Source organism: Fontibacterium abundans (SeqCode) (genome assembly GCF_965235095.1).
Taxonomy (GTDB): domain Bacteria; phylum Pseudomonadota; class Alphaproteobacteria; order Pelagibacterales; family Pelagibacteraceae; genus Fontibacterium; species Fontibacterium abundans.
This window is the reverse complement of the sequence record NZ_OZ249405.1, coordinates 506,548-531,630: the sequence shown is the minus strand read 5'-3', so window position 1 is coordinate 531,630 and position 25,083 is coordinate 506,548. Positions and strand designations below refer to the sequence as shown.

The window sequence follows — 25,083 nt, the reverse complement described above, 5'->3', positions numbered from 1 at the left end:
CAAAACCTAAACATATCTCGTTCTATTTAAGTTCTTATTAAGATACAATGCTGATAAAGTACTGAAATATATGTATATTTTATAAAAAAGATCTTATTTTATTTTTAATATTGTTAGATTTTATTAGTGATTCGCCAATCAAGAAAGTTCTAATATTTGTCTTTTTGCAAATATGAAGAATATCCTTTTTAGAAGCAATACCACTTTCAGATACAACTATCCGATTTTTTAAATTAAATTTTTTGTATAAATTAATCGTATTATTTATGTCTGTAGCAAAAGTTTTTAAATTACGATTATTAATTCCAATGATGCTTTTTTTTAAACTTAAAGCAAAACTCATCTCCCTATCATCATGAACCTCTACTATTGTATCCATTCCACATTTATTAGCAGCATCATATAATTCCTTCGCTAGATTTTCTTTTACAGCAGATAATAAAATTAAAATACAATCTGCTCCATAAAATTTTGCTTCATAAATTTGAAAAGGATCTATAAAAAAGTCTTTAGCTAGAATTGGTATTTTATATTTAGTTTTGATTTGTTTTATAAAATTTTTGTTACCTAAAAAAAATTTATCCTCGGTTAATACCGATAAACACGTTGCGCCTCCCTTAACGTATTGTTTGGCTATATTAATAGGATTAAAGTTTTTTGTTAAAATTCCTTTTGACGGACTAGCTTTTTTTATTTCCGCTATAATTGAAATTTTATTATTTTTAAGATTATTTATTATTTTAGATTTAAAATTAGATTTTTTATTTTGATTTAAAATTAATATATTATTTTTTTTATCAGTAATAATTTTTTTTTTTTTATAATTAATAATTTTATTTAAAATATTCATTATTTATTTAATTGGTTAATCTTCTTAATAACATCACCTGATAGCAAGTAACTTTTTGTCCTATAATAGGCTTTTTGCAAGTTATTTTCCTTTTCAGCAATTACTAGGCCAGCTGCAGCATTTAAAGCTACAATTTCTAAAAAAGCATTATGTTTTCCATTAAAAATTTCAATTATTTTTTTACTATTATAATTTGCATCCTTGCCAAGAATTGATTTAAAACTATATTTTCTTTTAATTAAAGATTTTGGATTAATAACAAAACTTCTTATTTTTTTTTTATTTAATTCATAAACTTTAGTTTTATTAAAAATAGATATTTCATCTAAACCTTCATTACTGTGAAACACCCATGCTTTTTTATGACCTAAACTTTTTAAAACTTTTATGTAAGGAATTAATAAATTTTTATCAAAGATTCCAATAATTTGTCTCTTAACCAACCCTGGATTTATTAGAGGACCTAAAAGATTAAAAATCGTTTTAAAAGGAAGATTTTTTCTAACAGAAGTGACATTTTTCATTGCTAAGTGATAATTTGGCGCAAATAAAAAAATGAAATTATCCTTATTTATTTTATTTTCTAAATTTTTTTTATTTTCTAATATATTAATTCCTAGTTTTTCTAAAACATCTGCTGACCCGCATTTTGACGTTACTGATCTATTTCCATGCTTCACCACATTAACTCCTAAGCCAGCCAATACAATTGCAGCAGCTGTTGAAATATTAAGAGTATGCTTTCCATCGCCTCCTGTACCACAAGTATCCATTGAGTTTTTTGGAACTTTGACCCTAATTAGTTTTTTTCTTAGAATTTTTGCAGCAGATAAAATGGTTTTATAGTTGAAACCATTTCTAGTTATTAAAGTTAATATTGCAGATATTAAATTTTCATTAATTTCAGCATTGATAATTTTATTAAATAAAAGATTTAATTCTGAGTCAGTCAAATCTTTATTAAGAATTAATTTAGTTATTAAATTTTTTATGTTCATTTTATTTTTAAAAAGTTTTTAAAAATTTCATCTCCAAAGCTTGTTTTAATACTTTCAGGATGAAATTGAATACCATAAAGATGATATTCTTTATGATTTATAGCCATAATAACATTATCTTCAGTTTTTGCCGAAATCTCAAAATCTTCATTTAGTGTTTTATTATCAATTATAAGACTATGATATCTAGTTGCATAAAAATTTTTAGGAATTTTATTAAAAAGTTTTGAACCATTGTGAATAATTTTGCTTAATTTTCCATGCATTATAATCTTTGCTTTTTTAATTACACCACCAAAAGCAGCACCTATAATTTGATGGCCAAGACAAATTCCTAAAATAGGAATTTTTTTATAAAATTTTTTGACAACATTTATACAGATGCCGGAACTATTAGGATGGCCTGGACCAGGCGATATAACAATTTTATCAAATTTCTTTTTCGAAATTTGCTCTAAAGATATTTTATCATTTCTGTAAACTTCAACTTTTGAACCTAATTCTGATAAAGAATGAAAAATATTGTAAGTAAAACTATCGTAATTATCTATTAAGAGTATTTTTTTCATTTATTTAGCCGCCTCAAATAATGCTTTAGCTTTATTAACTGTTTCTTTGTATTCATTTAAGGGAATACTATCAGCGACAATTCCAGCTCCTGATTGCACATAGATTTTATTATCAATAATTAAAGCAGTTCTTAAAGCAATGCATGTATCCATTTCTTTATTAGGGGTGAAATATCCAATGCCACCAGCATATAATTTTCTTTTTGACATTTCTAAATCATCAATAATTTCCATCGCTCTGATTTTTGGCGCACCCGAAACAGTGCCTGCTGGAAAACCAGAAAATAAAGTGTCTAATAATGAATTTTTCTTATCAAAATCGCCAACAACATTTGAAACGATATGCATAACATGAGAGTATTTTTCAATTTTAAAACTTTGATCAACTTTTACAGTTCCAATTTTTGAAACTTTACCAACATCATTTCGTCCAAGATCAAGCAACATAAGATGTTCAGAAATTTCTTTTTTATCATTAAGAAGTTCTTTTTGAAATTTATTGTCTTCTTTAAAATTTCTTCCTCTAGGCCTAGTCCCTGCAATAGGTCTAATGGTAATTTTATTATCTCTTACTCTCACTAATATCTCGGGACTACTACCTGCTATTTTAAAATTATCGAAATTAAAAAAGAACATAAAAGGAGATGGATTTAATATTCTTAATTTTTTATAAAAATTAATAGGCGTTTTATTTAATATACTTTTAAATCTTTGACTTAATACAACCTGAAATATCTCTCCATTATTTATTAATTCTTTTGCTTTTGATATAGAATTTAAAAAAGAATTTTTGCTAACATTGCTTATTATTTTATTTTTTTTCTTATTTTTATTTAAATGTTCTTTTGAGTTATAAGTATTATTAATCTTAGCGACAAATTTATTTATTTCATCGCATTTTAATAAATATAATTTTTTTAAATTTTTAATATTTTTTAAACTATAAATATTTTGAATGAAAAATATTTTGTTTTTTTCATTATCGTGAATGATTATTAGTTGTGGACGTATCAATTTTACATCTGGAATTTTTAAGTCGTCTTTACAATTATTTGGAATTTTTTCTTTAAATCTAATGATGTCATAACTAAAATAACCAGCCAACATAGCTGACATCATGGGTAATTTTTTTGAAGTTTTAAAATGAAAATTGTTAATTAATTTATTTAAATAATTGTATGGATTTTTTTTTATTGTTATTTTTCTATTATTTGTGTTTTGAATAATACGATTGTTTTTAGTTTCGATCATAAGATCTGGATTAAAACCAAATATAGTGTACCGACCTCTAATTTTAACTTTTTCAACAGATTCAAATATAAAACTATCTTTATTTAAGGAGACTAATTTAATTAATTTCTCAATTGTTTCTAATTTTGGTTTAGTTTTAATTGCGTAAATTTGTGAAAAATTTTTTTTTTTTAAATTTTTTTTAAATTCATTAAAAGTAGAAAAGATCATTTTTTAAATATCTTTTAGATAATTGTTTAATTGTTTTTCATTAATTGTTATTTTATAATTTTTCCTGAGAAAATCTTCATATAAAATATTTATTTTATTTTGTAATGCTATTTCTGAAATTTTTTTATTATTAGGAATAAATCCAGAAATTGATTCTGTAATTAATTTTTTTTTAATATTTTTATTAATTTGCTCTTCAAGAATTTTTGAATTTATATTTCTCTCTAATAAAAACTTTTCATACTTAGTTCTTGAAAAAACCTCTTTGTCTTTAAATTCTTGACTACTTTTAATCTCTATTGCTATCGTTGTGTCATCAATAAAAACCCCTAGTTTCTTTGCATGAATTTTTAAAAGTTTTTCCGATACAATATTAGATATAGCAAGTATGTGAATATTTTTTTTAATCGCAATTTTTTCAGATTCAATATTATTATTTTTAACTATTTTATTAAATTCTTTTAAGAATTGATTAAAAGATATTTCTTCGCCATCAATTGCTGCAACAGTATTGTTATAACCTGATCTAAAAAAATCATTTATGCCCCAGAATGCAAAGCTTAAAGCAATCAATAATATAAAAAATTTAGCTATTATTGTTTCTGAGAATTTTCTTAAGGATGATAACATTTACTATTTTAAATAATGATTATTTTAGTTTAGATATAACTGATTTATGAACAAAACTATATATTTCATTGCCAATTGGAAAATGAACGGAAATCATAATTCTATTAGTGAAATAGAAAGAGTTCTTAATTTTTTTAAAAAAAATACAATTTATAAATTTAAAAAAATTATATTTTGTCCACCTTCAAATTTATTAACTTTTTTTAGAATAAAAATAAAAAGTAAATTAATAGATTTTGGAGCCCAAGATATTAGCAAGATAAATCTAAACAATGGTCCGTATACAGGACAGTTAAGTGCAAAGATGTTAAAAGATTCAGGAGCCAACTATGTTATTATTGGCCATTCAGAAAAAAGATTAATAGACGAAGATTTTAAAACTATTAAGGAAAAAATAAATATTTCTTTAAAAAATAAGCTAAAAATTATTTTTTGTATTGGTGAAAATCTTTCACAAAAAAATAAAGGATCATCATTGAATGTTTTAAAAAAACAAATTTTAAGTTCTTTGGATGTAAACAAAATTAATTTTAATAATTTAATTATTGCCTACGAACCAATTTGGTCAATTGGAACTGGAATTGTTCCCACCAACAACTATTTAGATAAAATTTATAGAAATTTAAAAAAATTTTTAAAAGAAAAATACAAGGTTAATTCACCTATAATGCTATATGGAGGATCTGTAACCACAGATAATGTTGCAACTTTAGGTAAGATTGGTTTAATATCAGGTTTTTTAATTGGAGGAGCGTCATTAAAAAGCAAAAGCTTTATTAAGATTATAAAAAATTACTTTAAATAATTTATGCAAACTTTATTATTAATAATTCACATTACTATTGCTGTTCTTTTGATTGGATCAGTATTGCTTCAAAAATCAGATGGTGGAGCTTTAGGAATAGGAGGTAATAGCGACAATCTAATGTCATCTAGATCAGCTGGAAATTTTTTGACTAAATTTACTGCAATAGTCGCATTTTTATTTATTTTAACAAGCATTTCTCTTACGCTTATTAATAAAAAAGATATTTCTCAAAAATCTATTATTGATAAGATTGAGCAATTAGATAAAAAAAATAACAATTCTCAACCAAAAATTCCAAATTCAAAATAATTTAGTTTACTATTTTCTTTGTGATTATTGTTAAATAATCTATAATAAACTTCCATGGTCCGTTTTATTTTTGTTACCGGCGGCGTGGTCTCCTCTCTTGGCAAGGGTATTGCTTCTGCTTCTATAGCTACGTTATTACAATCTAGAGGATACAAAGTAAGAATTAGAAAATTAGATCCTTACTTAAATATAGATCCAGGCACAATGAATCCTTATGAACATGGAGAAGTCTATGTAACTGAAGATGGAGCCGAAACTGATCTTGATCTTGGACATTACGAAAGGTTTACAGAAATAAATTCAAAAAAATCAGATAATATTACTACAGGTAAAATTTATCAGAATATAATAACTAAAGAAAGAAATGGTGATTATAAAGGATCAACAGTTCAAATTATTCCGCATGTTACAGATGAAATAAAAAAATTTATTACTAGTGATTTAACTAATGAAAATTTTGTAATTTGCGAAATAGGAGGAACAGTAGGAGATATTGAAAGTCTGCCATTTTTAGAAGCTATAAGGCAGTATTCAAATGAAGTTGGAAGTAAAAATTGTTTATTTATTCATTTGACGTTAGTTCCTTATATTAAAAGTGCAGCTGAATTAAAAACAAAGCCAACACAACATTCCGTAAAAGAATTAAGAAGCATAGGTATTCAGCCTGATATGATTTTATGTCGTTCTGAAAGTTTAATTCCTAATGAGGAAAAAGCTAAAATCGCACTATTTTGCAATGTAGAAAAATCAAATGTATTCCAATCTATTGATGTTAAATCAATTTATGAAGTTCCAATTAAATATCAAGAAGAAGGATTAGATAAAAAAATATTAGACCACTTTGGAATTATTAATAAAAAAACTCCGATATTAGAGAATTGGAAATCTTTTAATAAAAAACTTAGTAGTAAAAAAAATAATGTTAAAATTTCTATTGTAGGTAAATACACGCATTTAAAGGATGCTTATAAATCTTTGAATGAAGCTTTAATTCATGCTTCGGTTTACAATAATATTAATTTAGATCTTAATTGGATTGAGTCTTCTGATATTAAAAATTTAAAAGATTTAGAAAATAAATTAGGAAAAACAAATGGAATTTTGATACCAGGAGGTTTTGGAAAACGTGGTGTTGAAGGTAAAATTTTATCTGTATATTTAGCAAGGACTAAAAAAATTCCTTTTTTCGGAATTTGTTTTGGAATGCAAATAGCAGTTATAGAGCTTGCAAGAAATTTATTGGGTCTAAAAAATTCAAATTCTACAGAATTATCCAAGACTAAACATCCCGTAGTTTGTCTTATGGAAGAATGGATAAAAGGAAAAAAAATTTTAAAAGGGGAAAAGTATAAAATTGGTGGTTCAATGAGATTAGGTTCATACCCTGCAAAAGTTAAAAAAGATTCATTGCTTTATAAAATTTATAGCAACAAGAGCCTAATTCATGAAAGACATAGACATAGATATGAAGTAAATAGTTCATATAAATCAATGTTAGAAAAAAAAGGTGTTATATTTTCAGCTAATTCACCAGACGGAAAGTTACCAGAAGCCATAGAACTTAAAGATCATCCTTGGTTTGTTGGTGTTCAGTTTCATCCGGAGCTAAAATCAAGACCATTTTCCCCTCATAAAATATTTATATCTTTCATTAACGCCGCTATTAAAAATAAAAATTTAAATTGATGAAAAATAAAATTGTTAAAATTAAAAAATTAAATTTGGGTAATGACCTTCCTTTAACTTTAATTGCCGGACCTTGCCAAATTGAAAGCAAAGATCATTGTCATATGATTGCTTCAAAAATTAAAGAAATAACTAGTAAATTGAAGATCGGATTTATTTTTAAGAGTTCTTTCGACAAAGCCAATAGAACAAGTTTAAAATCTAAAAGAGGCGTAGGACTTGATAAATCTTTATCTATATTTGACTACATTTCAAAAGATTTAGATGTTCCTATATTGACCGATGTTCATAATGAAGAACAATGCAAAATAGTTTCCGAAGTTGTTGATGTCATACAAATACCAGCTTTTTTATGCAGACAAACAGACCTATTGGTTGCCGCTGCCAAAACAAATAAAGTAGTTAATGTTAAAAAAGGACAATTCTTAGCTCCTTGGGACATGAAGAATGTTATTAAAAAAATAGAAGAAAGCGGAAATGATAAAATATTAATTACAGAAAGAGGTGTCAGTTTTGGATACAACACATTAGTCTCTGACATGCGTTCATTATCAATTTTAGCAGATTTTGGTTATCCAGTGGTTTATGACGCCACTCATTCCGTTCAACAGCCTGGAGGCAAAGGAGATAGCAGCGGTGGAGAAAGACAATTTGTTAGTTCATTATCAAGAGCTGCCGTTGCAGTTGGAGTTTCTACAATTTTTCTAGAAACACATAATGATCCAGACAAAGCACCTTCTGATGGGGCAAATATGATCCCACTTAGCAGTCTAGAGAACTTGCTTAAGGATTTAATAGGAATAGATAAATTAATTAAGTCAAAATAATAATGTCAGTTATTAAAAAAGTTAAAGCAAGACAGGTTTTTGACAGCAGAGGTTTTCCAACAGTAGAAGCAGAAGTCATATTAGCCAATGGCTCTATAGGCCAATCAATAGTTCCGTCAGGTGCCTCTACTGGATCTTACGAGGCTCATGAACTTAGAGACCAAAGTAAAGAGTATTTAAAAAAAGGTGTTTTAGACGCTGTAAAGAATATTAATATAGAAATTAATAGAGCAATTATAGGCTTATCCGTTTTGGATCAAAAAAAAATAGATAATCTTTTAATTAAACTCGATGGAACTGAAAGTAAAAAAAGATTAGGAGCTAATGCTACTTTGGGAGTTTCTATCGCGAACGCTAAAGCAGCCGCAGCATATAATGATATCCCATTATATAAATATTTAGGTGGTAACAATAAAAACAAATTACCATTTCCAATGTTAAATATAATTAATGGAGGAGCTCACGCAAATAACTCTCTGCAAATACAAGAGTTCATGATTAGGCCTGATGGCGCAAAATCTTTTAAAGACTGTTTAAGAATGTCTTTTTTGGTTATTCAAAATTTAAAAGAAGAATTAAAATTAAAAAAATTTAATACCAATCTTGGCGATGAAGGTGGCTTTGCTCCTTCATTTGATAGCGATGAAAAAGCAATAGAATATATAATTAAAGCAGTTAAAAAATCAGGTTTAAAAATAGGCAGAGATATTAATATATGTTTAGATGTTGCTGCAAACGAGCTTTATAGTTCTGGAAAATATAAAATTAAAGAAGACAAAAAAGCTGTGACTTCAGAAGAATTGATTAATTATTATAAAAAATTATGCAATAAATTTCCAATTGTTTCTATAGAAGATCCAGTTTTTGAAGACGATTGGAATGTTTGGAAAAAATTGACAAAAGAGTTAGGAAAAAAAATTCAGATTGTGGGCGATGATTTATTTGTAACTAATTTAATTCGTTTAAAAAAGGGCGTTAAGGAATTAGCTGCCAATGCAATTTTAATTAAACCAAACCAAATTGGTACAGTTACAGAAACTTTAGAAGTTATCAATTTTGCTAAAAAAAATAATTTTTACACAATCATTTCTCATAGATCTGGGGATAGTGAAGATACTTTCATTGCTGATTTAGCTGTAGCAACTGAATCTTCTCAAATTAAAACCGGATCTTTAGCAAGATCTGAAAGAGTTGCAAAATATAATAGGCTATTAAGAATAGAAGAGGAGATTGGAAAAAAATCTGAAATGTCAAAATTAAAATGAATAATTTAGTTATTTTATTTTCCGAAAAAAAATTTTTTTTTATAATTCTTTTATTAATTTTATATATTGTTTTTAATTTCTTTGGTGGCGATAGAGGTCTTATTGAATACTTTAAAAAGAAAATATTATTAAAAGAGTTTCAAGAAAAAAATTTAGAAATTACAAAAGAAATTAATTTTTTAACAAAAAAAAATGATTTTTTATCTGTGAACATAAATAAAGATTATTTAGATGAAATATATAGAGATTATTTTGTGTTGGGAAAAAAGGGCGAAAAGATTTATATTATTAATCAAAAATGAAAGCCAGACATCCTGAGAAAGTTAATAATATTGACAATCCAATTCAAAAAAAACCAGCCTGGATTAGAGTAAAAGCTAGCTACTCCCAAGAATATATAGAGACTAAAAATATTCTTAAAAAAAATAATCTTATTACAGTTTGTGAAGAAGCTTCCTGTCCTAATATTAATGAATGTTGGAGTAAAAAACATGCCACATTTATGATTATGGGTGATACCTGCACTAGAGCTTGTGCTTTTTGTAATGTTAAAACAGGTATTCCTCAAACATTAGATCTTCTTGAGCCTAAAAAAATTGCACAAAGTGTTAAGGATTTAAATTTATTACATGTAGTTATAACATCAGTTGATAGAGATGATTTAGAAGATGGGGGTGCAAAACATTTCGCAAACGTTATTTCTGAAATTAAGCAATATAACAATAAGACAACAATTGAAGTTTTAACGCCTGATTTTTTAAGAAAAGGGGACGTTTATAAAATTGTTGCAGACGCAAAGCCTGATGTTTTTAATCATAATTTAGAAACTATCCCTCGACTTTATTTAAAAGTAAGACCTGGTTCTCGTTATTTTCAATCTTTAGATTTATTGAAGAAAGTTAAAGATTATGATTCAACAATTTTCACTAAATCAGGTCTAATGGTGGGGTTAGGCGAAACTAAAGAAGAGATCATGCAGGTTATGGATGACTTAAGAGTAGCAGGAGTGGACTTTTTGACTATTGGGCAGTATTTGCAACCGAGCACAAAACATTATCCGATAAAAAATTTTATAACTCCTGAGGAGTTTGAAAGTTATAAATTAATCGCTGAAGGAAAAGGTTTTTTATTAGTTTCCTCAAGTCCATTAACAAGATCCTCTTATCATGCGTCAGAAGATTTTGATGTTTTAAAAAAAAAAAGAATTAACAAACTAATTTAAATTGCCAGTTAAAAAAATTACAAAAAAATTTAATTATTCTAGAAAAGATCTTATAGAATTAGTTTTAAAAATTGATGATTATAAATTTTTTTTACCCTGGTGTATAAATTCAAAAATTTTAACAATTGAAAAAAATAAGGGAGACTTGAAAATTATAGCGGATTTAGATATAGGCTTTAAGTCTTTTAGAGAAATTTATACTAGCGAAGTAATTTATAATAATCAAAATTCAAAAATTGCAGTAACGTCTATAAACGGAAATATTAAAAAATTAATAAATATTTGGGAATTTGAAGAAATTGACAAAAAATCTTGTAATGTAGTTTTTTTTATAGATATCGAATTAAAAAATCCTATTATTAATATTTTATTTAGTAAGTTTTTTAATTATGGTTTTGAAAAAATTTTAAATTCTTTTGAGCAAAGAGCCAAAGAAACTATAAAATTTTAATATGATTTTCTAATAATTTAATAGTTTCTATTAAAGTTTTATTTTGTACATTTGTTCTTGATAAATTTTTATTAAAATTAAACTTTGTTATTTCTATTTTTTTTTGGCTACACATACCTACGTAAACCAGTCCTATTGGTTTTTTTTTAGTACCACCATCTGGACCGGCAATACCTGTTACGGATATTGCAATATTCGTTTTGGAAATTTTAAATAAATTTTTGCACATCTCTTTGCATGTTTCCGCACTTACTGATCCATACTTTGTTAAAGTTTTTCGTTTTACTTTAAGAAAGTTAAGCTTTGATTTATTTGAATAAGTAACGGCCCCAATTTCAAAATATTTTGATGCACCAGAAATTTTAGTTAAGTTATAACTAATTAGCCCGCCTGTGCAGGATTCTGCTACTGAAATTTTAATTTTATTTTTTTTTAGAATTGTTGTTAGGTTTTTTATTTTCTTATTTATATGCATAAATAAATGATTAAAAATGTATATATTCCAGCGATAATATCATCCATTATTACACCAGTCGCATTTTTAATTTTTAAATCAAAATAACTTGCTGGCCATGGTTTGCTAATATCAAAAAGTCTGAATAATAAAAAAGATAGTATTATTAAAAAAAAATTATTTCCACATATAAGAAGGGGTATTGATTGCCCGATTAATTCATCTACAACAATTTCTTTTGGATCCGATGATGAAAAAGATTGATTTAATGTTTTATTTAAAAAGTAGAATGAATAAAATAAAACAAGAATAATAAAAAATAAAAAAAAAATAGTATTAAGATAATTATAAAAGAGATAATAAATAATTATAGTAATAAGTGATGCCATCGTTCCTGGAAGAGGTAAAAAACCAATTCCAAACAAAGTAAAAATTTTTTTATTAAGATTAATTATTTGATACAGATGATATTACCTCGCAAGCAATAGCTTTGTTTTTTCCAATATTACCAAGTCTATCAGTTGTCTTTCCTTTTACACTTATTTGTTTTTCACTGATATCACAAATTTTAGAAAGATTATTTGATATAATTTTTTTATATTTTTTAAGATTTGGTTGTTGAGCAATAATATTAATATCAATATTGTTAATTTTAATATTTTTAATTTTTAGTAGATTAATGATTTCTTTTAAAAAAAAAGTTGATCTTTTATTTTTAAATTTTTTATTATTTGGAAACAGAGTTCCTATATCACCCAACTTTTTAGACCCCAAAAGAGAATCTATTAATGCATGAATCACAGGGTCACCATCAGAATGCCCAACTGTCCCCATTGAATAAGGGATGTGTATTCCTCCTAAGTACAATTTATAATTTTTCTCTAATTTATGAATGTCATAGCCAATTCCATAGGAAATATTTTGATCATTAATTATATCGTGTTTAATAGTAATTTTAATATTATTATGGTCACCCAGAATTTTTTTAACTGCTAAATTTTTATAAAAAAATAAAGAAGACTCGTCACTAAATTTTTTATTTTTATATTCTTTGTGTAAAAAAAATATTTTCTTATAAGAAAAACATTGAGGTGTTTGAATAGAAAGCACTTTTTTTCTGTCTAAAATTTTATTTTTAAAAACTATTGTGTCAGTATTTGATATGCAAGGAATTACAGCTTCATTTTTTTTAGAAAACTTAATAATTTTATTAATTAGTTTTTTTTTTAAAAATGGTCTTGCCGCATCATGTATTAAAACTTTTTTATAATTACCGCTTTTCAATTTTGAAAGAGCAAGAAATACTGAATCCTTCCTTTCTTTTCCACCCTGAATTATTGTAACTTTTTTATTTTTATAAACCTGGTTTTTAAATTTTTTAAATTGTTGCTTGTTAATTACCAAAATTATCTTTTTTATTGAGCTTATTTCAGAAAATATTTTAATAGAGTAATTTATTATTAATTCATTATCAAATAATGTATATTGCTTTGGTACAGTTTTTGAATATCTATGACCTTTGCCAGCAGCTAGAATTATAGCGCAGTAACTCATAAAAAAATGATTAAAAAAATATTAACTTCAAATTTACTTTTATACATTAGTACTTTTCTTTCAATCATTTTTGGAATTTTCACCCTTTATACATTTTCCGGAACAAGTTTTATTCAGTTAAATGAAAATAACATTCAGGTTCTATTAATAATAAACATATTCATCATATGTATTTTGCTTTTCTTAATTATTAGAAAACTCATAGTTTTTTTTTATAAGTCTAAAGAAATCACGGGATTAAGTACAAATTTAAATTTTATAAAATATTTTATTTTTGTAACAGCCGCACCTTCAATTTTTGTAGCTGTATTTTCTTTAATGCTTTTTAACCTTGGTATTGAAAAGTGGTTTGATAAAAAAGTTAATGATGTTGTAAATAATTCAGTTGAAGTTGCTAGAAATTATCTTGAAGAGAATCAGAGCTCTATAAAAGGAGAAATTTTGGCAATGGCAAACGATCTAAATCGTAATTTTAATCTATATTCTGAAAATAAACAAATATTTCAAAATTATTTTGATCAACAAACTAGATTTAGAAAAATTGAAGAATCTTATTTGATAAATAAAGATGGTCTTCTTTTATTTTCAACATCCTTCAGTAATAAGAATAATTTTATTGCACCTTTAAAAACTTTTATTGATATGGCTCAAAATGGACAAACCATATTAATCTCCGATGCAAATAAAAATCAAACTAATGCTTTAGTAAAATTAAGCAATAATGAGAATATTTTTTTATATACAATTAGATATGTTGATCCTGAGACTGTTAATTTTTTAAAAAATACTGGAGAAGCCTCTACATTCTACTATAAATTAAAATCAAACAGCCTTGGACTCCAAATTACTTTCGCTGCTGTTTATATCGTAATAGTTAGTTCGCTAATTTTGTTATCAAGTATGTATGCTATTAACATAGCTAATAAAATTTCAAGACCAATTATTAAATTAATTTTTGCAGCAAAAGAAGTCTCTATTGGAAATTTAGATGTTAAATTAAAAGATGAAGAAGAAGATGATGATTTTAAAAAATTATATCTAACATTTAATATAATGACTCAAGAAATACAGGCGCAAAAAAATAAAATTGCTTTATCAGAAAGATATCAGGCATGGGAAATGGTAGCAAAAAAACTTGCACATGAAATTAAGAATCCGTTAACACCAATTACACTTTCATTAGAGAGAATTAAAGACAGGTACTCTAAACAAATTAATATCGATAAGGCTGATTTTGAAAATTATTTAAATATAATATCTAGGCAAGTTGAGGATATAGGAAAGTTAGCAAATGAGTTTTCAGATTTTGCTAGAATGCCAAATCCCATTAAAAAATCTAATAATTTAAAAAAACTTATAGCAGATAGTATAAGTTTATATAAATTATCTGAAAAAAAAGTAATTTTTAATTTAGATTATAGTAGCACCTATGATGTATTTAAATTCGATCTAAATCAGATTTCTAGGGTTTTGATTAATATTATTAAAAATTCATTAGAATCTATTCATGAAAAACAAGAATTAGATAAAAATTTACAAGGGAAAATAAATATATTGGTCGAAAATAATAATGATTTTATTTATATTATAATTGAAGACAATGGCGTTGGTTTTAAGACAACACCAAAAGATTTAATAGTCCCTTTAACCACAACAAAACAACGTGGATCAGGACTGGGATTATCAATAGTATCTAAAATATTACATGAGCATGGTGGCGATTTAAATTTTATAGAAAAAAGTAATGGAGCTAAAATTAAATTAAGTATTAAGATTAATTAATGAGAAATGAAATTTTATTAATTGACGATGAAAAAGACATAAGATTTGCCGTTCATGAAATCTTAAAAGAAAATAATTTTTTTGTTCGAGAAGCTGACACTGTTGAAAAAGCATTATCGGAAATAAAAAAAAAATTACCAGATTTAGTAATATTGGATGTTTTGTTAGATGAAAAAAATAGAGACGGGATAGACATTTTAAAATTTATCAAATCAATTGATGCTGACGTTCCTGTTATTATGATTTCAGGTCATGCAAATATTAAAATTGCAGTTGATTCAATAAAGCTTGGAGCTTTTGAATTCTTAGAAAAGCCTTTTAATAAAGACAGGTTATTAAATTTTGTTAATAGAGCAATTGAAACCTCTTCTTTAAAAAAAGAAAACAAGTCTTTAAAAAAAAATCTTTATTCATCAAATGAACTAATTGGGAACTCATCTACAATAATAAAATTAAGAAATGCTATAGATAAATTTTCAAAAACAGATAGTCGTATTTTAATCTCTGGACCCGCCGGATCAGGAAAAGAATTGGTTTGCAGACTTATTCATGAAGGCTCGTTAAGATCCGATAATTCATTTAAAGTAATTAATGGAGCTATTTTAGACCCAAGTCATTTTGATTTTGAATTATTTGGTTCAGAAAATAATGACAAAATTGTCACAGGAGTTTTTGAAAAATCAAATAATGGAACATTATTAATTGATAATATTTCTGATGTTCCATTAGAAACTCAAGGTAAAATTTTGAGAGTTTTATCTGATCAAAAATTTCATAGAGTAAATGGAGCCAATGAAATTAGCGTAAACATAAGGGTCATTTGTTCAACTAGCAAAAATTTAAAAGATGAGATTGCGCATGGCAATTTTAGAGAAGATCTTTTTCATAGAATAAATGTCATTCCAATAGAAATTCCTTATTTGAAGGATGTAAAAGAAGATATCCCTTTTTTAATTGAATATTTTGTTAAAAGAATTTCAGTCAGCAACGGTTTAAAACCAATTTTTATAAATTCAAAAAATACAGTTTTTTATGATTATGATTGGCCAGGAAATGTAAGAGAATTAAGAAATTTAATTGAAAGAGTTGTTATATTAGCTTCAGGCAAAGATGAGGATGTAGATAAAATCTTGTCAGAATCTTTAAAAATTTCATCAGTTAAAGAACATAATAATGAAGATGCATTTCAATTTCCATTAAAAGAGGCCAGAGAAAAATTTGAAAAAAATTATCTTGAAATTCAACTCAATAGACATAATGGAAATGTTTCGAAAACTGCAGATTATATTGGTATGGAAAGAAGTGCTTTACATAGAAAACTAAAATCTTTAGGTATTAATTAATCATGACATTTAAAGTTGCAATTAATGGATTTGGTAGAATTGGAAGGACAATTTTAAGAGCTCATTACGAAAATAAAAAAAAACATGGCTTAGAAATTGTCGCAGTAAATGGGTCGGGTAATGCAGAGGATAATGCTCATTTATTAAAATATGATTCTACACATGGAAAGTTTAATGAAGATGTTTCTTCAAAAGAAAATTTTATTTTTATTAATAAAGATAAAATTGAAATTTTAAATAAGAAAGATCCAAAAAATTTACCCTCTTGGAAAGACTTAGATGTCGATTTAGTTTTAGAATGTACAGGTCGCTTTACTTCAAGAGACGATGCTCAATTACATATTAAAGCAGGTGCAAAAAAGGTTCTAATTTCTGGACCTGGATATTCACCGGGAACAGGAAAAGAAGTCGACGCAACAATTGTATATGGGGTTAATCATAAAATATTAAAAAAAAATCATGCAATTATCTCTAATGCTTCTTGCACTACTAATTGTTTGGCTCCAATTGCAAAAGTATTAAATGACAGTATAGGAATTGAATCCGGCATCATGAATACAATTCATGCATATACAAATGATCAAGTATTAAATGACGCTTATCACAATGATTTACGAAGAGCACGAGCTGCAGCTTTATCGATGATACCAACAAAGACTGGTGCCGCAACTTCTATTGGATTGGTTATACCTGAATTAGAAGGTAAATTAGACGGATTGTCAGTAAGAGTTCCAACTAATAATGTTTCTTTAGTAGATCTGACTTTTGTAGCAAAGAAAAAAACATCAGCTAAAGATATTAATGAAATTATTAAAGCCGCAGCAAAGAGTAGGTATGCAGATATTATTCAATACAATACTGAACAATTGGTATCCATAGATTTTAATCACAACCCATATTCTTGTATTTTTGACTCAACTCAAACAAGAGTATCAAGCGACGGTAAACTAGCTAAAGTATTGGCGTGGTATGATAATGAATGGGGTTTTTCAAATCGAATGCTAGATACTTCTATTGCTTTAATGAATGCGTAAATCATTAACAAATTGATTAAAAAAAAATAATTGTTAAAACTACTTTAAATTTAGTTGCGCCCTTAGCTCAGCTGGATAGAGCATCGGTTTTCTAATACTAAATTTTTAAAATCTCGGACGCTCTTCACAACACACCACAACTCCCAACAGCAACAAAATCAACAACAATTCACAAAAGGTGAATCTTTTTTGCATAGTTTATTATATACTTGGATCCATAAAACTACTTGTAAGACTAGAGGATTTAGAAATTATGAATACCATTGAAAAACCCAAGACGGTTGCCGCAATTAAAATATTAAAATTTCAAGATGCTGCAATAGAAAAACTCAATCTAGTTGAGGACGATTTTTCTTATATAGACAGGGAAACTCAAACGATTAAATTTAAAAAACAAATCTATATTCCCTTTGATGTAAGCAAGAACACACATTTAAAAGGTTTAAAGTTATGCATATTTAAAAATACAAATACAAAAAGTTTTGTAGTTCAATTTTGGCAGGATAACAAAGCCAAATATCATGTCCTAGGAAAATATATACCAGGGTTATTTACAACAAAACATTGTTCAGAAAAATTATTTGAATTAGTTAAAGCCCACACTGACAATGGTTTATGGATTAAAAATCCTCTACTTACTGAAAAAGAACGCAGACGAGTAATAAATATTGATCAGATAGAAACAGCGCAAAATAAAACATTATGTGAAGCAATAGAGGAATATCTAAAAGCAGGAATGCCTAAAATAAAAAGAGGTGGATATCTTTCTGCAAGATCAGCTAAAAGTATGGCGGTTTATTTAATTGGATATAATAAAAGGTTTAATGTTTTAAAATTTCAGCCAACATTAAATAATGATTTAGAAATCATCTTTAAGCCAAGAATGTGGGGGAAAAGAGGACAACGAAAGAACTCAAACCCAACAAATTTTGATGAATTGTTTAAGAAATATCCTCCAGGAATAGAGGAACATATACAAAGCAAAAAAGTGTTTGATAGATCAATCTATGACTCTCAATGGGGTAAGAAATTATTAAAAGATTTTACGCATGGAGATATTCGTAGAATGCTTTCTAAATATTCATATGGAACACAAAAACACTTAATAGCTTGTATAAATTATGTATGGGCACATATGGTTAAGAGCGGTTATCTTGGGGATAGTCCTCCAAAGAATCCAACAATAGATTACAATATTAATAAGGAAAGAATTAAGGAAAATCCAAAGACTATTAATAAAAAAGTTATTTATTCTAAAGAGGAATCCAAAATCATTTGGCAGCATTTAGTAAGAGAAGATGTTAGAGCAAAGTTTCCATTTGGTGCTGAATGCCTTGCTTTAATGCTGTTGTCTGGCCTACGGGAGCAAGAGGCCATTCGCATTCGAAAAATAGATGTTCAAAAAAAAGAAAACATAATTGTAATCAAAGTTTCAAAATTAGGCACAGCACAATCAATAATTATCACCCCAAGTATCAGATTAGTTTTGAATATGATTGATGAAATTGCGAAACGACCCGGCTATCAATGGGTAAATTTTGTTCCATGGCTATTTTGTACTCCCAATTTCAGAACAAAAGATTTTGAGGTTTATAAAGACACTGATCAAGGAAAAAACTACATCAATTCAGCTGCAACAGCATTTAAACATACAAGAAGATGTTGGAACTATGTAAAAGCAGAGATATTAAAAATTTATCCAGATTTTAAAGGATCGCCAAAAAACTTTAGAAAAAACTATGCTAGCGCAACACAGAAGATTACAAAAAACTCTAGTGATACAATAAGATTAACAAGACATACACAAGCAGCAACACTAGAGAGATTTTATATTGGAGAAGATCAGTCATATAATGCAGAAATTGCAAACAAGGTAGATTCAGAATTTTTTGATTTTGCAAAACTAGCAGTTGTTTAAATAAGAACCAATATCTGATATTCATAATAGCGATTTAGTTATTATGATGAATAAAGATTTTCTTAAAAGAATTAAAATGCCGTACCCGGCAAAATTAAAACAACAATGGGGAGCTTTTCAAAAATTTTGGTATTATAGTTATTTTAAAAAGAACGAACATTTATTAGGTAAAGTTATACATATTGAGGGCGCTCCAAATCCAAGTAGATTTAATAAAAGAAAATTATGCGCATATATAACTGAACAAGATGATGTCTTTTACAACCAATGGCGTATTCATCACAGTAAAAAAAAGACTTACAACCCCATCGACCAAGCAAGAAAACTTTATATAATTGCAAAACAGAAAAATAAAGCATTAGGACAAGTAGTTTTTCCATTAAAACATTTCATAGGATCAGGTTTGGTTGGAATATTAGCTAGACAAATTCCTAATAACGGTTTTGCTGTGCTGCACAAAAAAGTCGCCAATGGAAAAAAATTCTCATCAGCGACCAAAAAATAAGTCCAATTTTCTGTAAACAAATATTTAGTTGAAATAATATTCAATCAGTAAAAAAAATTTACTAGATTTAGTATTATGAATAGCATTTATATAACCTTAAAGCCGTTAGCAGACAGACTTGGAATAAGTCATCGCACGCTTGAAAAGATTATCATTAAAGAAATTAAAAAATGTAATCAGGCTCCAAGATATCAACTCCCCCACGCTAGGTCCTATTTATATATTTTTGAAGAATTTCACCCTTGGTTTCAGAAGTTATTAAAATTAGCAGAAGTTAAGAAGGTTAAGAAAAAGCAATCATCAAATCCAATAGACCTTTTTAAGCACCAAAAACTTACAAAACTAAATGGAGCTATGCATGGACGACAATAAAAAATTAGCAAAAGAAACTTTAAGGGAACTAAAAGCTGCAAAAGAGCGATACACCAAAGACGGCAATAAATGTCCGGTTGAACTTGATCACAGAATTAAAATGTATGCTGGTGGACTTGTAAAAGATCCAATGGATTTTGATAGAGAGATAAGACACATCACAACAGCATTAATCATAGAAGAAAATGACTATAAATATAATCCAGCAATAGGAAAATTCGTTAATGGAAGAGATGAGACAGCTTCAATGAAAGATGCTGTTAAAGAAAATGATCTTAATGACAAAAAACGAAAAGAACTTGGGTACAAAATCCCGGATTATCGCAAGAAAGATCGTCTAGCCGCTGTAAACATCGTACTAGGTAGACCACCAGAATATATTGAACCAAAACCAGAGATAAAGCTATTTACACCAAGACCTACTGAGGTAGATCCAAGAAGTGTAGATGAAATTATTAGAGAACGAATTCAAATAAAAAATAACTCAAGGGGCCTTGCAGCTTTAGTAGGAAAAAAAATTATATGATTAATTACGCTGAATATTTTAATGAAGAAAATTTAAAAGACTGCACGATTGAAGAATTACGATCAATTATAGATGGTTTAGTTGCGAGATTGGATCATGATCAAATGCTGCATAATGAGTCCTTAATAGATAAGCGGTGGTTTAGAGAAAGATTAAAAGAAGACACACATAAATTTGAATGGAAAGAGCGTTATTGGAAAGATCAAATCAAGTCTCTTCAAGTTGAACTTTCACTAGCAAAAAAAATGACAAGAAACAAAAAGGATACAGTAAATTAAATGAGCATAGATAAAATTTTAAAAGCTTACAAATTTCGGGCAAATCCAAAGTACTTGCGAAAGGATTTCATTGTGCCTCTATTCACCGGAACAGAACCAGAGATTGAGCCAGAAAAACTAGAGGAACATTTGTTAAATGAAAAAAAGAAAAATGAGAGCAAAGAATAAAATGTGCGATGGACGAAAATATATATCAATAAGCATCAAAGCTGATGTTTATGACATACTCTGTCATTTATCTAAAAAAGTAGTGCCGGGTACACAGTTGTCTATTCCTAAAGTTATTGAAGTTATCACCCGAAAAGCAAATCCTGAAAAAATAGAATTTAAGAAGGATGATCAATGATAACAGAATTAGTACAAAGATTTGCAAAAGCTTATCAAAGCAATGATATATTTTATATAGCCGAAAAAAATGGCTTAACTAAAAAAACTCCAGGCGGTACAAAAGAACTCTATGACTACACAAGATTATTTCAAAAGCTCAATGATCAAGATTATGAGAAGCATATTAGAGGTGAGAAATACTTAACTTTAGTCCCATTAAGACCGGATGGAACATGTAATTGGGGCGCAATTGATGTCGATACTTATGATAAATCTTTCATAGATCAAATAATTATAAAGTCAGAAAAAACACCTTTAATTCCTGTAATTTCAGCAAGTGGTGGATTGCATTTATATATTCATTCAAAGCAATTCATTCCAGCAGATCTGATGAGATTAACGTTAAGAAAATTAGCAGCTTCAGTTGGGCTAAATAAAGTTGAAATATTTCCAAAACAAAGTGATTTGAAAAGCGGTAAAAATGTTGGCAATGGAATAAAATTAACTTGCTACAAAACAGATCAAGAAAAATTATCTAAACATTTAAGTTTAATTGAAAGCAAAGCACAGGATGAAGATTACTTTATCTCATTTAAGAATTTAAATAAACCAGAGGAACAGCCCAAAGAGGAGTCCAAAGAAACTAAAGTAGATACGAATGATCTTAATGAAATCATTAAAAACCTTAAAAACAAGAAAGATCATAGTAGAGGCGGGGATGTAGATAATCATTTAGTAGATTTTATATCCGTTGCAGTAGGACTAAATTTTACCGACAAAGAAATTAGAAAAAGATTATCAGTAGTCAAAAGCGAAATTATGCAAGGCAGTAATGCTACTAAATTTGGCAATTTTGAAAAATATATAAATATTAGAATAAATAATTTTAGAAAAAACTATTCTATTCAAGATCCGGATACAGCTAGAAAGGATTTCTTAAATAATGTTGTTTACCTAAAAGATACGACTAACTATTTTGATAAGAAAAATAATAAGATTTATAAGCCCGATGCAATAAAAGTAGGTTTTTCTAAAGAATTAGCTGTTGCAGATGCAATTAAGTTTTTTAAAGATAGCAGGGATAGAGTTCTATGTGAGAATTTTAAATATAGGCCACAACAATACGATCCTAATGAACAAATAATCATAGTAGATAAACTTAAATATATTAACAAATACAGACCTTACGATCTTGAACCAGAATATGATCAAGATGTAAGTTTATTCTTAAAATTAGTTGAGCATGTAATACCAGAAGAAATCGTAAGAGAATTTTTTTTAGATTTTATTTGCTACCATTATCAGTATCCAGGAGAGAAAATTAGATTTGCATTCATATTACAAACAAGTGAATTTCAAATTGGTAAGGGATCAATTTGGTATGGGATTAAAAATACTTTAGGCGATAACGTTAAGAAGGTTGATATTGAAGAGTCATTAGATAAGGCAAAACAATTTCTAACTGATCGACAGCTTGTATTAATTGACGAAATGAAGAGCAAAGGAGACTGGGATGAAAGGGAAGAGATATTAAATAAATTTAAACTATTTATTACAGAAGAAGAGCATAGCAGTAGAAAATTATATGTAGATTATGACACAATCAAAGATAGCTGCACTAATTTTATGTTTTTTACGAATTACAAAGATGCAATTGTACTGCCAGAAAATGAGACTAGATATGCTGTTTATCATAGTAAAGCAAAAAGAACGGATGATGATTTTTATTCTAATTACCATGAATGGATTGCATCAAGTAAAGGCAAGAGAGCTTTATTAGGTTTTTTTAAAAGCAGAAAAATATCAGAAACATTTAATCCTAAAGGCGTTGCACCAAGGTGGGATTCATTGAGAGAAATGTCATTGGCTGGGGAAAAAACTTTAGATCAAGTTTTAAGAAGTTTATATGATCAGATGTTACCCCCATTTGAGGATGATAGAAGAATAATATCTTCCACTTGGTTAGATATGTGGTGTAAAAAAAATCATATTAAAGTCCCACGACTAAATAACATTGCTTACTTTTTAGAAAAAATAGGCGGAATAAATAAAGGCCAGATCACAATAGAATATAATAATAATTACTTTAGACCAACGCTCTGGATCATTAGACATAATGATTTAATTAAAGATTATTCAAACGAACAAATAGGTAAGGAATTTTTAGATAGATATATTACAGATAAGCTAACCTACAAAATTCAAATGTTTGGCGAGGCAGAAGTTAAAGATGGGTGGCAACGATGAAAAAACAATCAGCAGCATCAAAAGGTAGAAGATTACAAAATATTATTAGAAGCAAGATACTCAAGACGTTTAAACACTTACGAAAAAGCGATTTAAGGATTGCAAGAATTGGGGAAACAGGTGCTGATGTTAAATTAAGTAGAGTTGCAGCTAAATTTTTTCCTTATTCAGTAGAGTGCAAATCTCAACAAAAAATGAAACTTGTCTACCAATATTATGCACAAGCAGCAAAACACACAAAAAATCAGCCGGTGTTATTTATTAAAATGAATAAACGACCGATACTAACAATCATTGATGCTAACCACTTTTTCAACTTGGTTAGCGTAGAAAAAGATTAAGGGCTCTAGATAAAGAAAAAACTAACCTGATAAGCTAACTATGCTAATTTATATAAAGTTTTATTTTATGATTGAGGGAGGCAGGCGGCAATAAAAAGTTAGGGAGTTTAGAAAAATAGGTTAGTTAGGTTAGTTAGGTTAGCAGCGTCCGTTTTTGTCTTGTCATTGTTGTTGAAGATTCTTTGAAATGGTAACCTTAAATTATGGATAAAATATTTAAATTCACATCTAAAGAATTTGCTAAAGACCTTGGTATTACTGTTGAATGTTTATATTCCAGGATTAGAAGAGGCAGTTACCAGGGCCAATATATTTCAAAAAATAATAAGCTCTTCTTCAAGAAGATGCGTCCATCTAACCCCGATCAACGTCTCAATGACAACAAATCTCCCGCCGCTAGCCGCCCGTTGCCTGTCAAAAATACTACATTCAGAACACGACGAAGGGGGATTGTAGCAGCAGGTGGCAAGACTAAATATCCAAATTATGCGTTCCAGCAGCATAATGAAATTAAGATGTTAGCCAGATTAAAAGGCAAGGTATCAGAAGAGGTTATTAATGAAATTACTCCAGCAACAATAAAACTGGCTCAAGAAAAGTTATACCAGGATAAACAACGAAGATTTTATGAAAGTGTTAAACCGGTTAGAAACTATGGATCTGGTATTTATAACGCAAAAGCAGCAGCACCCAAATATAAAGCCATTGGTGAACCTATTAGAAGAGATGATGATACAAGGAATTGGGTGCATGATCTGCCTGGAAAACCTAAAACTTATTATTAGCGCTTTACCGTCTGCAAAGGGTTATTAAAATTAAGATAATATTCATTATAAATATTTATGAATATCGTCTTTAAAAAAGGAAAAAAAATGATTTTTAAGATATAATAAGGTAAACTTTATTAAAAATTAATAAAAAAAAAGCAATTTAAATTATTTAATGTTAGTAATGTAATATTAATGAACATAATTAGGATTATTTTATCAATTATTTTTTTGTTATCCGGTGGAGCAAAACTTGCAAGTTTGCAATTTGAAATTCTAGCATTTGAACGCTGGGGTTATCCTTTATGGTTTATGTATTTTATTGGAGCCGTAGAGGTAATCGGTGGAATTTGTTTATTGCTAAATTGGTTAGCAGCTTTAGCTTCTGCAGGATTAGCCGCTATGATGGTTGGCGCTCTAGTAACTCATATCAAATTTAATGAATGGGGCATGCTTGCTGTAGCAACTACTATTTTTATCATGCTAGTTTTTTTCGCAGTGCGTAACAATCAAGATATTTTTAAATTTTTCAAAAAATAAGATGAATTATTTTCATCAA

General features: G+C 27.6%; 30 protein-coding genes. 22 read left to right on the top strand and 8 right to left on the bottom strand.

All coding sequences use genetic code 11. From position 1 onward, the window contains the following. Positions 1-79: 79 nt before the first annotated feature. Genes trpC through AC8GER_RS03065 form a run of 5 tightly spaced genes read right to left on the bottom strand, consistent with a single transcriptional unit; the run spans position 80 to position 4,508 of the window. Positions 80-850 carry an indole-3-glycerol phosphate synthase TrpC gene (gene trpC, locus AC8GER_RS03085; protein WP_506598469.1) on the bottom strand — a complete coding sequence of 257 codons (771 nt, stop codon included), beginning with the start codon at positions 848-850 and terminating at the stop codon, positions 80-82. Continuing rightward, entirely contained in the window at positions 850-1,848 is a 999-nt protein-coding gene (gene trpD / locus AC8GER_RS03080; RefSeq protein ID WP_506598468.1) for an anthranilate phosphoribosyltransferase, read from the bottom strand. The genes trpC and trpD overlap by 1 nt, the downstream gene beginning before the upstream one ends. After that, complete coding sequence (locus AC8GER_RS03075) at positions 1,845-2,417, bottom strand: anthranilate synthase component II (protein ID WP_506598467.1); 573 nt, start codon at positions 2,415-2,417, stop codon at positions 1,845-1,847. Before AC8GER_RS03075 ends, trpD begins: the two co-directional genes overlap by 4 nt. Next, positions 2,418-3,878 carry an anthranilate synthase component I gene (trpE, locus tag AC8GER_RS03070; RefSeq protein ID WP_506598466.1) on the bottom strand — a complete coding sequence of 487 codons (1,461 nt, stop codon included), beginning with the start codon at positions 3,876-3,878 and terminating at the stop codon, positions 2,418-2,420. A gap of 3 nt (positions 3,879-3,881) precedes the next feature. Continuing rightward, positions 3,882-4,508, bottom strand: coding sequence for a SurA N-terminal domain-containing protein (locus tag AC8GER_RS03065; protein WP_506598465.1), 627 nt, complete (start codon positions 4,506-4,508; stop codon positions 3,882-3,884). Positions 4,509-4,554: 46 nt separating this feature from the next. On the opposite strand from AC8GER_RS03065, the gene tpiA reads away from it, so the two are divergent. The 8 genes from tpiA to AC8GER_RS03025 are packed head-to-tail and all read left to right on the top strand — an operon-like array spanning position 4,555 to position 11,076. Beyond that, positions 4,555-5,313 (top strand): triose-phosphate isomerase, encoded by a 759-nt coding sequence (tpiA, locus tag AC8GER_RS03060; protein WP_506598464.1) that lies wholly within the window; start codon positions 4,555-4,557, stop codon positions 5,311-5,313. Positions 5,314-5,316: 3 nt separating this feature from the next. Continuing rightward, positions 5,317-5,625 (top strand): preprotein translocase subunit SecG, encoded by a 309-nt coding sequence (secG, locus tag AC8GER_RS03055; protein WP_029167667.1) that lies wholly within the window; start codon positions 5,317-5,319, stop codon positions 5,623-5,625. A 54-nt stretch (positions 5,626-5,679) separates the two neighbouring features. After that, on the top strand, positions 5,680-7,311 hold the full coding sequence (gene pyrG / locus AC8GER_RS03050) for a CTP synthase (protein ID WP_506598463.1): 1,632 nt from the start codon (positions 5,680-5,682) through the stop codon (positions 7,309-7,311). Next, the gene (gene kdsA, locus AC8GER_RS03045; protein ID WP_506598462.1) at positions 7,311-8,138 is read left to right on the top strand and encodes a 3-deoxy-8-phosphooctulonate synthase; all 828 of its coding nucleotides are present in this window, start codon (positions 7,311-7,313) and stop codon (positions 8,136-8,138) included. The genes pyrG and kdsA overlap by 1 nt, the downstream gene beginning before the upstream one ends. A 2-nt stretch (positions 8,139-8,140) precedes the next feature. Beyond that, on the top strand, positions 8,141-9,403 hold the full coding sequence (eno, locus tag AC8GER_RS03040; RefSeq protein WP_506598461.1) for a phosphopyruvate hydratase: 1,263 nt from the start codon (positions 8,141-8,143) through the stop codon (positions 9,401-9,403). Further along, complete coding sequence (locus tag AC8GER_RS03035; protein ID WP_506598460.1) at positions 9,400-9,705, top strand: septum formation initiator family protein; 306 nt, start codon at positions 9,400-9,402, stop codon at positions 9,703-9,705. The genes eno and AC8GER_RS03035 overlap by 4 nt, the downstream gene beginning before the upstream one ends. Further along, entirely contained in the window at positions 9,702-10,625 is a 924-nt protein-coding gene (lipA, locus tag AC8GER_RS03030; RefSeq protein ID WP_506598459.1) for a lipoyl synthase, read from the top strand. The genes AC8GER_RS03035 and lipA overlap by 4 nt, the downstream gene beginning before the upstream one ends. Before the next feature lies 1 nt (position 10,626). Next, positions 10,627-11,076 carry a type II toxin-antitoxin system RatA family toxin gene (locus AC8GER_RS03025; RefSeq protein WP_506598458.1) on the top strand — a complete coding sequence of 150 codons (450 nt, stop codon included), beginning with the start codon at positions 10,627-10,629 and terminating at the stop codon, positions 11,074-11,076. On the opposite strand, the gene AC8GER_RS03020 is transcribed toward AC8GER_RS03025, so the two are convergent. The 3 genes from AC8GER_RS03020 to ispF are packed head-to-tail and all read right to left on the bottom strand — an operon-like array spanning position 11,063 to position 13,084. Further along, on the bottom strand, positions 11,063-11,551 hold the full coding sequence (locus tag AC8GER_RS03020) for a CinA family protein (RefSeq protein WP_506598457.1): 489 nt from the start codon (positions 11,549-11,551) through the stop codon (positions 11,063-11,065). The two genes, AC8GER_RS03025 and AC8GER_RS03020, sit on opposite strands and share 14 nt — an antisense overlap. Further along, positions 11,542-11,955, bottom strand: a complete 414-nt coding sequence (locus tag AC8GER_RS03015) for a phosphatidylglycerophosphatase A family protein (RefSeq protein ID WP_506598456.1) — start codon at positions 11,953-11,955, stop codon at positions 11,542-11,544. The genes AC8GER_RS03020 and AC8GER_RS03015 overlap by 10 nt, the downstream gene beginning before the upstream one ends. A gap of 22 nt (positions 11,956-11,977) precedes the next feature. Continuing rightward, the gene (gene ispF / locus AC8GER_RS03010; protein WP_506598455.1) at positions 11,978-13,084 is read right to left on the bottom strand and encodes a 2-C-methyl-D-erythritol 2,4-cyclodiphosphate synthase; all 1,107 of its coding nucleotides are present in this window, start codon (positions 13,082-13,084) and stop codon (positions 11,978-11,980) included. Positions 13,085-13,090: 6 nt separating this feature from the next. On the opposite strand from ispF, the gene AC8GER_RS03005 reads away from it, so the two are divergent. From AC8GER_RS03005 to AC8GER_RS02940, 14 genes are all read left to right on the top strand, one after another. After that, on the top strand, positions 13,091-14,866 hold the full coding sequence (locus tag AC8GER_RS03005) for a sensor histidine kinase NtrY-like (protein WP_506598454.1): 1,776 nt from the start codon (positions 13,091-13,093) through the stop codon (positions 14,864-14,866). Next, positions 14,866-16,209 (top strand): sigma-54-dependent transcriptional regulator, encoded by a 1,344-nt coding sequence (locus AC8GER_RS03000; protein ID WP_506598453.1) that lies wholly within the window; start codon positions 14,866-14,868, stop codon positions 16,207-16,209. The genes AC8GER_RS03005 and AC8GER_RS03000 overlap by 1 nt, the downstream gene beginning before the upstream one ends. A 2-nt stretch (positions 16,210-16,211) precedes the next feature. Next, positions 16,212-17,243 (top strand): type I glyceraldehyde-3-phosphate dehydrogenase, encoded by a 1,032-nt coding sequence (gene gap, locus AC8GER_RS02995; RefSeq protein WP_506598452.1) that lies wholly within the window; start codon positions 16,212-16,214, stop codon positions 17,241-17,243. Between the two features lie 253 nt (positions 17,244-17,496). Beyond that, complete coding sequence (locus AC8GER_RS02990; RefSeq protein WP_506598451.1) at positions 17,497-19,161, top strand: site-specific integrase; 1,665 nt, start codon at positions 17,497-17,499, stop codon at positions 19,159-19,161. Between the two features lie 43 nt (positions 19,162-19,204). Beyond that, positions 19,205-19,666, top strand: a complete 462-nt coding sequence (locus tag AC8GER_RS02985; protein ID WP_506598450.1) for a hypothetical protein — start codon at positions 19,205-19,207, stop codon at positions 19,664-19,666. 75 nt (positions 19,667-19,741) lie between these two features. Next, on the top strand, positions 19,742-20,038 hold the full coding sequence (locus AC8GER_RS02980) for a hypothetical protein (RefSeq protein WP_506598449.1): 297 nt from the start codon (positions 19,742-19,744) through the stop codon (positions 20,036-20,038). Then, entirely contained in the window at positions 20,025-20,564 is a 540-nt protein-coding gene (locus tag AC8GER_RS02975; RefSeq protein WP_506598448.1) for a hypothetical protein, read from the top strand. The genes AC8GER_RS02980 and AC8GER_RS02975 overlap by 14 nt, the downstream gene beginning before the upstream one ends. Beyond that, positions 20,561-20,842, top strand: coding sequence for a hypothetical protein (locus tag AC8GER_RS02970; protein WP_506598447.1), 282 nt, complete (start codon positions 20,561-20,563; stop codon positions 20,840-20,842). Before AC8GER_RS02975 ends, AC8GER_RS02970 begins: the two co-directional genes overlap by 4 nt. Then, the gene (locus AC8GER_RS02965; protein WP_506598446.1) at positions 20,843-21,010 is read left to right on the top strand and encodes a hypothetical protein; all 168 of its coding nucleotides are present in this window, start codon (positions 20,843-20,845) and stop codon (positions 21,008-21,010) included. Beyond that, on the top strand, positions 20,979-21,188 hold the full coding sequence (locus AC8GER_RS02960; protein ID WP_506598445.1) for a hypothetical protein: 210 nt from the start codon (positions 20,979-20,981) through the stop codon (positions 21,186-21,188). Before AC8GER_RS02965 ends, AC8GER_RS02960 begins: the two co-directional genes overlap by 32 nt. Next, positions 21,185-23,416 carry a primase-helicase family protein gene (locus tag AC8GER_RS02955; protein WP_506598444.1) on the top strand — a complete coding sequence of 744 codons (2,232 nt, stop codon included), beginning with the start codon at positions 21,185-21,187 and terminating at the stop codon, positions 23,414-23,416. Before AC8GER_RS02960 ends, AC8GER_RS02955 begins: the two co-directional genes overlap by 4 nt. Then, positions 23,413-23,757, top strand: a complete 345-nt coding sequence (locus AC8GER_RS02950; protein WP_506598443.1) for a hypothetical protein — start codon at positions 23,413-23,415, stop codon at positions 23,755-23,757. The genes AC8GER_RS02955 and AC8GER_RS02950 overlap by 4 nt, the downstream gene beginning before the upstream one ends. A gap of 203 nt (positions 23,758-23,960) precedes the next feature. Next, complete coding sequence (locus AC8GER_RS02945) at positions 23,961-24,542, top strand: hypothetical protein (RefSeq protein ID WP_506598442.1); 582 nt, start codon at positions 23,961-23,963, stop codon at positions 24,540-24,542. Between the two features lie 177 nt (positions 24,543-24,719). Continuing rightward, complete coding sequence (locus tag AC8GER_RS02940) at positions 24,720-25,064, top strand: DoxX family protein (protein ID WP_506598441.1); 345 nt, start codon at positions 24,720-24,722, stop codon at positions 25,062-25,064. Positions 25,065-25,083 lie beyond the last annotated feature (19 nt).

Excerpts from the sequence above, each read along its gene's own strand:
- AC8GER_RS02985 (WP_506598450.1), top strand. The coding sequence starts at position 19,205 with ATGATGAATAAAGATTTTCTTAAAAGAATTAAAATGCCGTACCCGGCA.
- gap (WP_506598452.1), top strand. The coding sequence starts at position 16,212 with ATGACATTTAAAGTTGCAATTAATGGATTTGGTAGAATTGGAAGGACA.
- AC8GER_RS02950 (WP_506598443.1), top strand. The coding sequence starts at position 23,413 with ATGAAAAAACAATCAGCAGCATCAAAAGGTAGAAGATTACAAAATATT.
- ispF (WP_506598455.1), bottom strand. The coding sequence starts at position 13,084 with ATGAGTTACTGCGCTATAATTCTAGCTGCTGGCAAAGGTCATAGATAT.
- AC8GER_RS03065 (WP_506598465.1), bottom strand. The coding sequence starts at position 4,508 with ATGTTATCATCCTTAAGAAAATTCTCAGAAACAATAATAGCTAAATTT.
- trpD (WP_506598468.1), bottom strand. The coding sequence starts at position 1,848 with ATGAACATAAAAAATTTAATAACTAAATTAATTCTTAATAAAGATTTG.
- AC8GER_RS02940 (WP_506598441.1), top strand. The coding sequence starts at position 24,720 with ATGAACATAATTAGGATTATTTTATCAATTATTTTTTTGTTATCCGGT.
- eno (WP_506598461.1), top strand. The coding sequence starts at position 8,141 with ATGTCAGTTATTAAAAAAGTTAAAGCAAGACAGGTTTTTGACAGCAGA.
- AC8GER_RS02975 (WP_506598448.1), top strand. The coding sequence starts at position 20,025 with ATGGACGACAATAAAAAATTAGCAAAAGAAACTTTAAGGGAACTAAAA.
- AC8GER_RS02980 (WP_506598449.1), top strand. The coding sequence starts at position 19,742 with ATGAATAGCATTTATATAACCTTAAAGCCGTTAGCAGACAGACTTGGA.
- AC8GER_RS02960 (WP_506598445.1), top strand. The coding sequence starts at position 20,979 with ATGAAAAAAAGAAAAATGAGAGCAAAGAATAAAATGTGCGATGGACGA.
- kdsA (WP_506598462.1), top strand. The coding sequence starts at position 7,311 with ATGAAAAATAAAATTGTTAAAATTAAAAAATTAAATTTGGGTAATGAC.
- AC8GER_RS03000 (WP_506598453.1), top strand. The coding sequence starts at position 14,866 with ATGAGAAATGAAATTTTATTAATTGACGATGAAAAAGACATAAGATTT.
- lipA (WP_506598459.1), top strand. The coding sequence starts at position 9,702 with ATGAAAGCCAGACATCCTGAGAAAGTTAATAATATTGACAATCCAATT.
- AC8GER_RS03075 (WP_506598467.1), bottom strand. The coding sequence starts at position 2,417 with ATGAAAAAAATACTCTTAATAGATAATTACGATAGTTTTACTTACAAT.
- AC8GER_RS02970 (WP_506598447.1), top strand. The coding sequence starts at position 20,561 with ATGATTAATTACGCTGAATATTTTAATGAAGAAAATTTAAAAGACTGC.
- AC8GER_RS02945 (WP_506598442.1), top strand. The coding sequence starts at position 23,961 with ATGGATAAAATATTTAAATTCACATCTAAAGAATTTGCTAAAGACCTT.
- AC8GER_RS03035 (WP_506598460.1), top strand. The coding sequence starts at position 9,400 with ATGAATAATTTAGTTATTTTATTTTCCGAAAAAAAATTTTTTTTTATA.
- AC8GER_RS02955 (WP_506598444.1), top strand. The coding sequence starts at position 21,185 with ATGATAACAGAATTAGTACAAAGATTTGCAAAAGCTTATCAAAGCAAT.
- trpE (WP_506598466.1), bottom strand. The coding sequence starts at position 3,878 with ATGATCTTTTCTACTTTTAATGAATTTAAAAAAAATTTAAAAAAAAAA.
- tpiA (WP_506598464.1), top strand. The coding sequence starts at position 4,555 with ATGAACAAAACTATATATTTCATTGCCAATTGGAAAATGAACGGAAAT.
- secG (WP_029167667.1), top strand. The coding sequence starts at position 5,317 with ATGCAAACTTTATTATTAATAATTCACATTACTATTGCTGTTCTTTTG.
- AC8GER_RS03005 (WP_506598454.1), top strand. The coding sequence starts at position 13,091 with ATGATTAAAAAAATATTAACTTCAAATTTACTTTTATACATTAGTACT.
- pyrG (WP_506598463.1), top strand. The coding sequence starts at position 5,680 with ATGGTCCGTTTTATTTTTGTTACCGGCGGCGTGGTCTCCTCTCTTGGC.
- AC8GER_RS02990 (WP_506598451.1), top strand. The coding sequence starts at position 17,497 with ATGAATACCATTGAAAAACCCAAGACGGTTGCCGCAATTAAAATATTA.
- AC8GER_RS03020 (WP_506598457.1), bottom strand. The coding sequence starts at position 11,551 with ATGCATATAAATAAGAAAATAAAAAACCTAACAACAATTCTAAAAAAA.
- AC8GER_RS02965 (WP_506598446.1), top strand. The coding sequence starts at position 20,843 with ATGAGCATAGATAAAATTTTAAAAGCTTACAAATTTCGGGCAAATCCA.
- trpC (WP_506598469.1), bottom strand. The coding sequence starts at position 850 with ATGAATATTTTAAATAAAATTATTAATTATAAAAAAAAAAAAATTATT.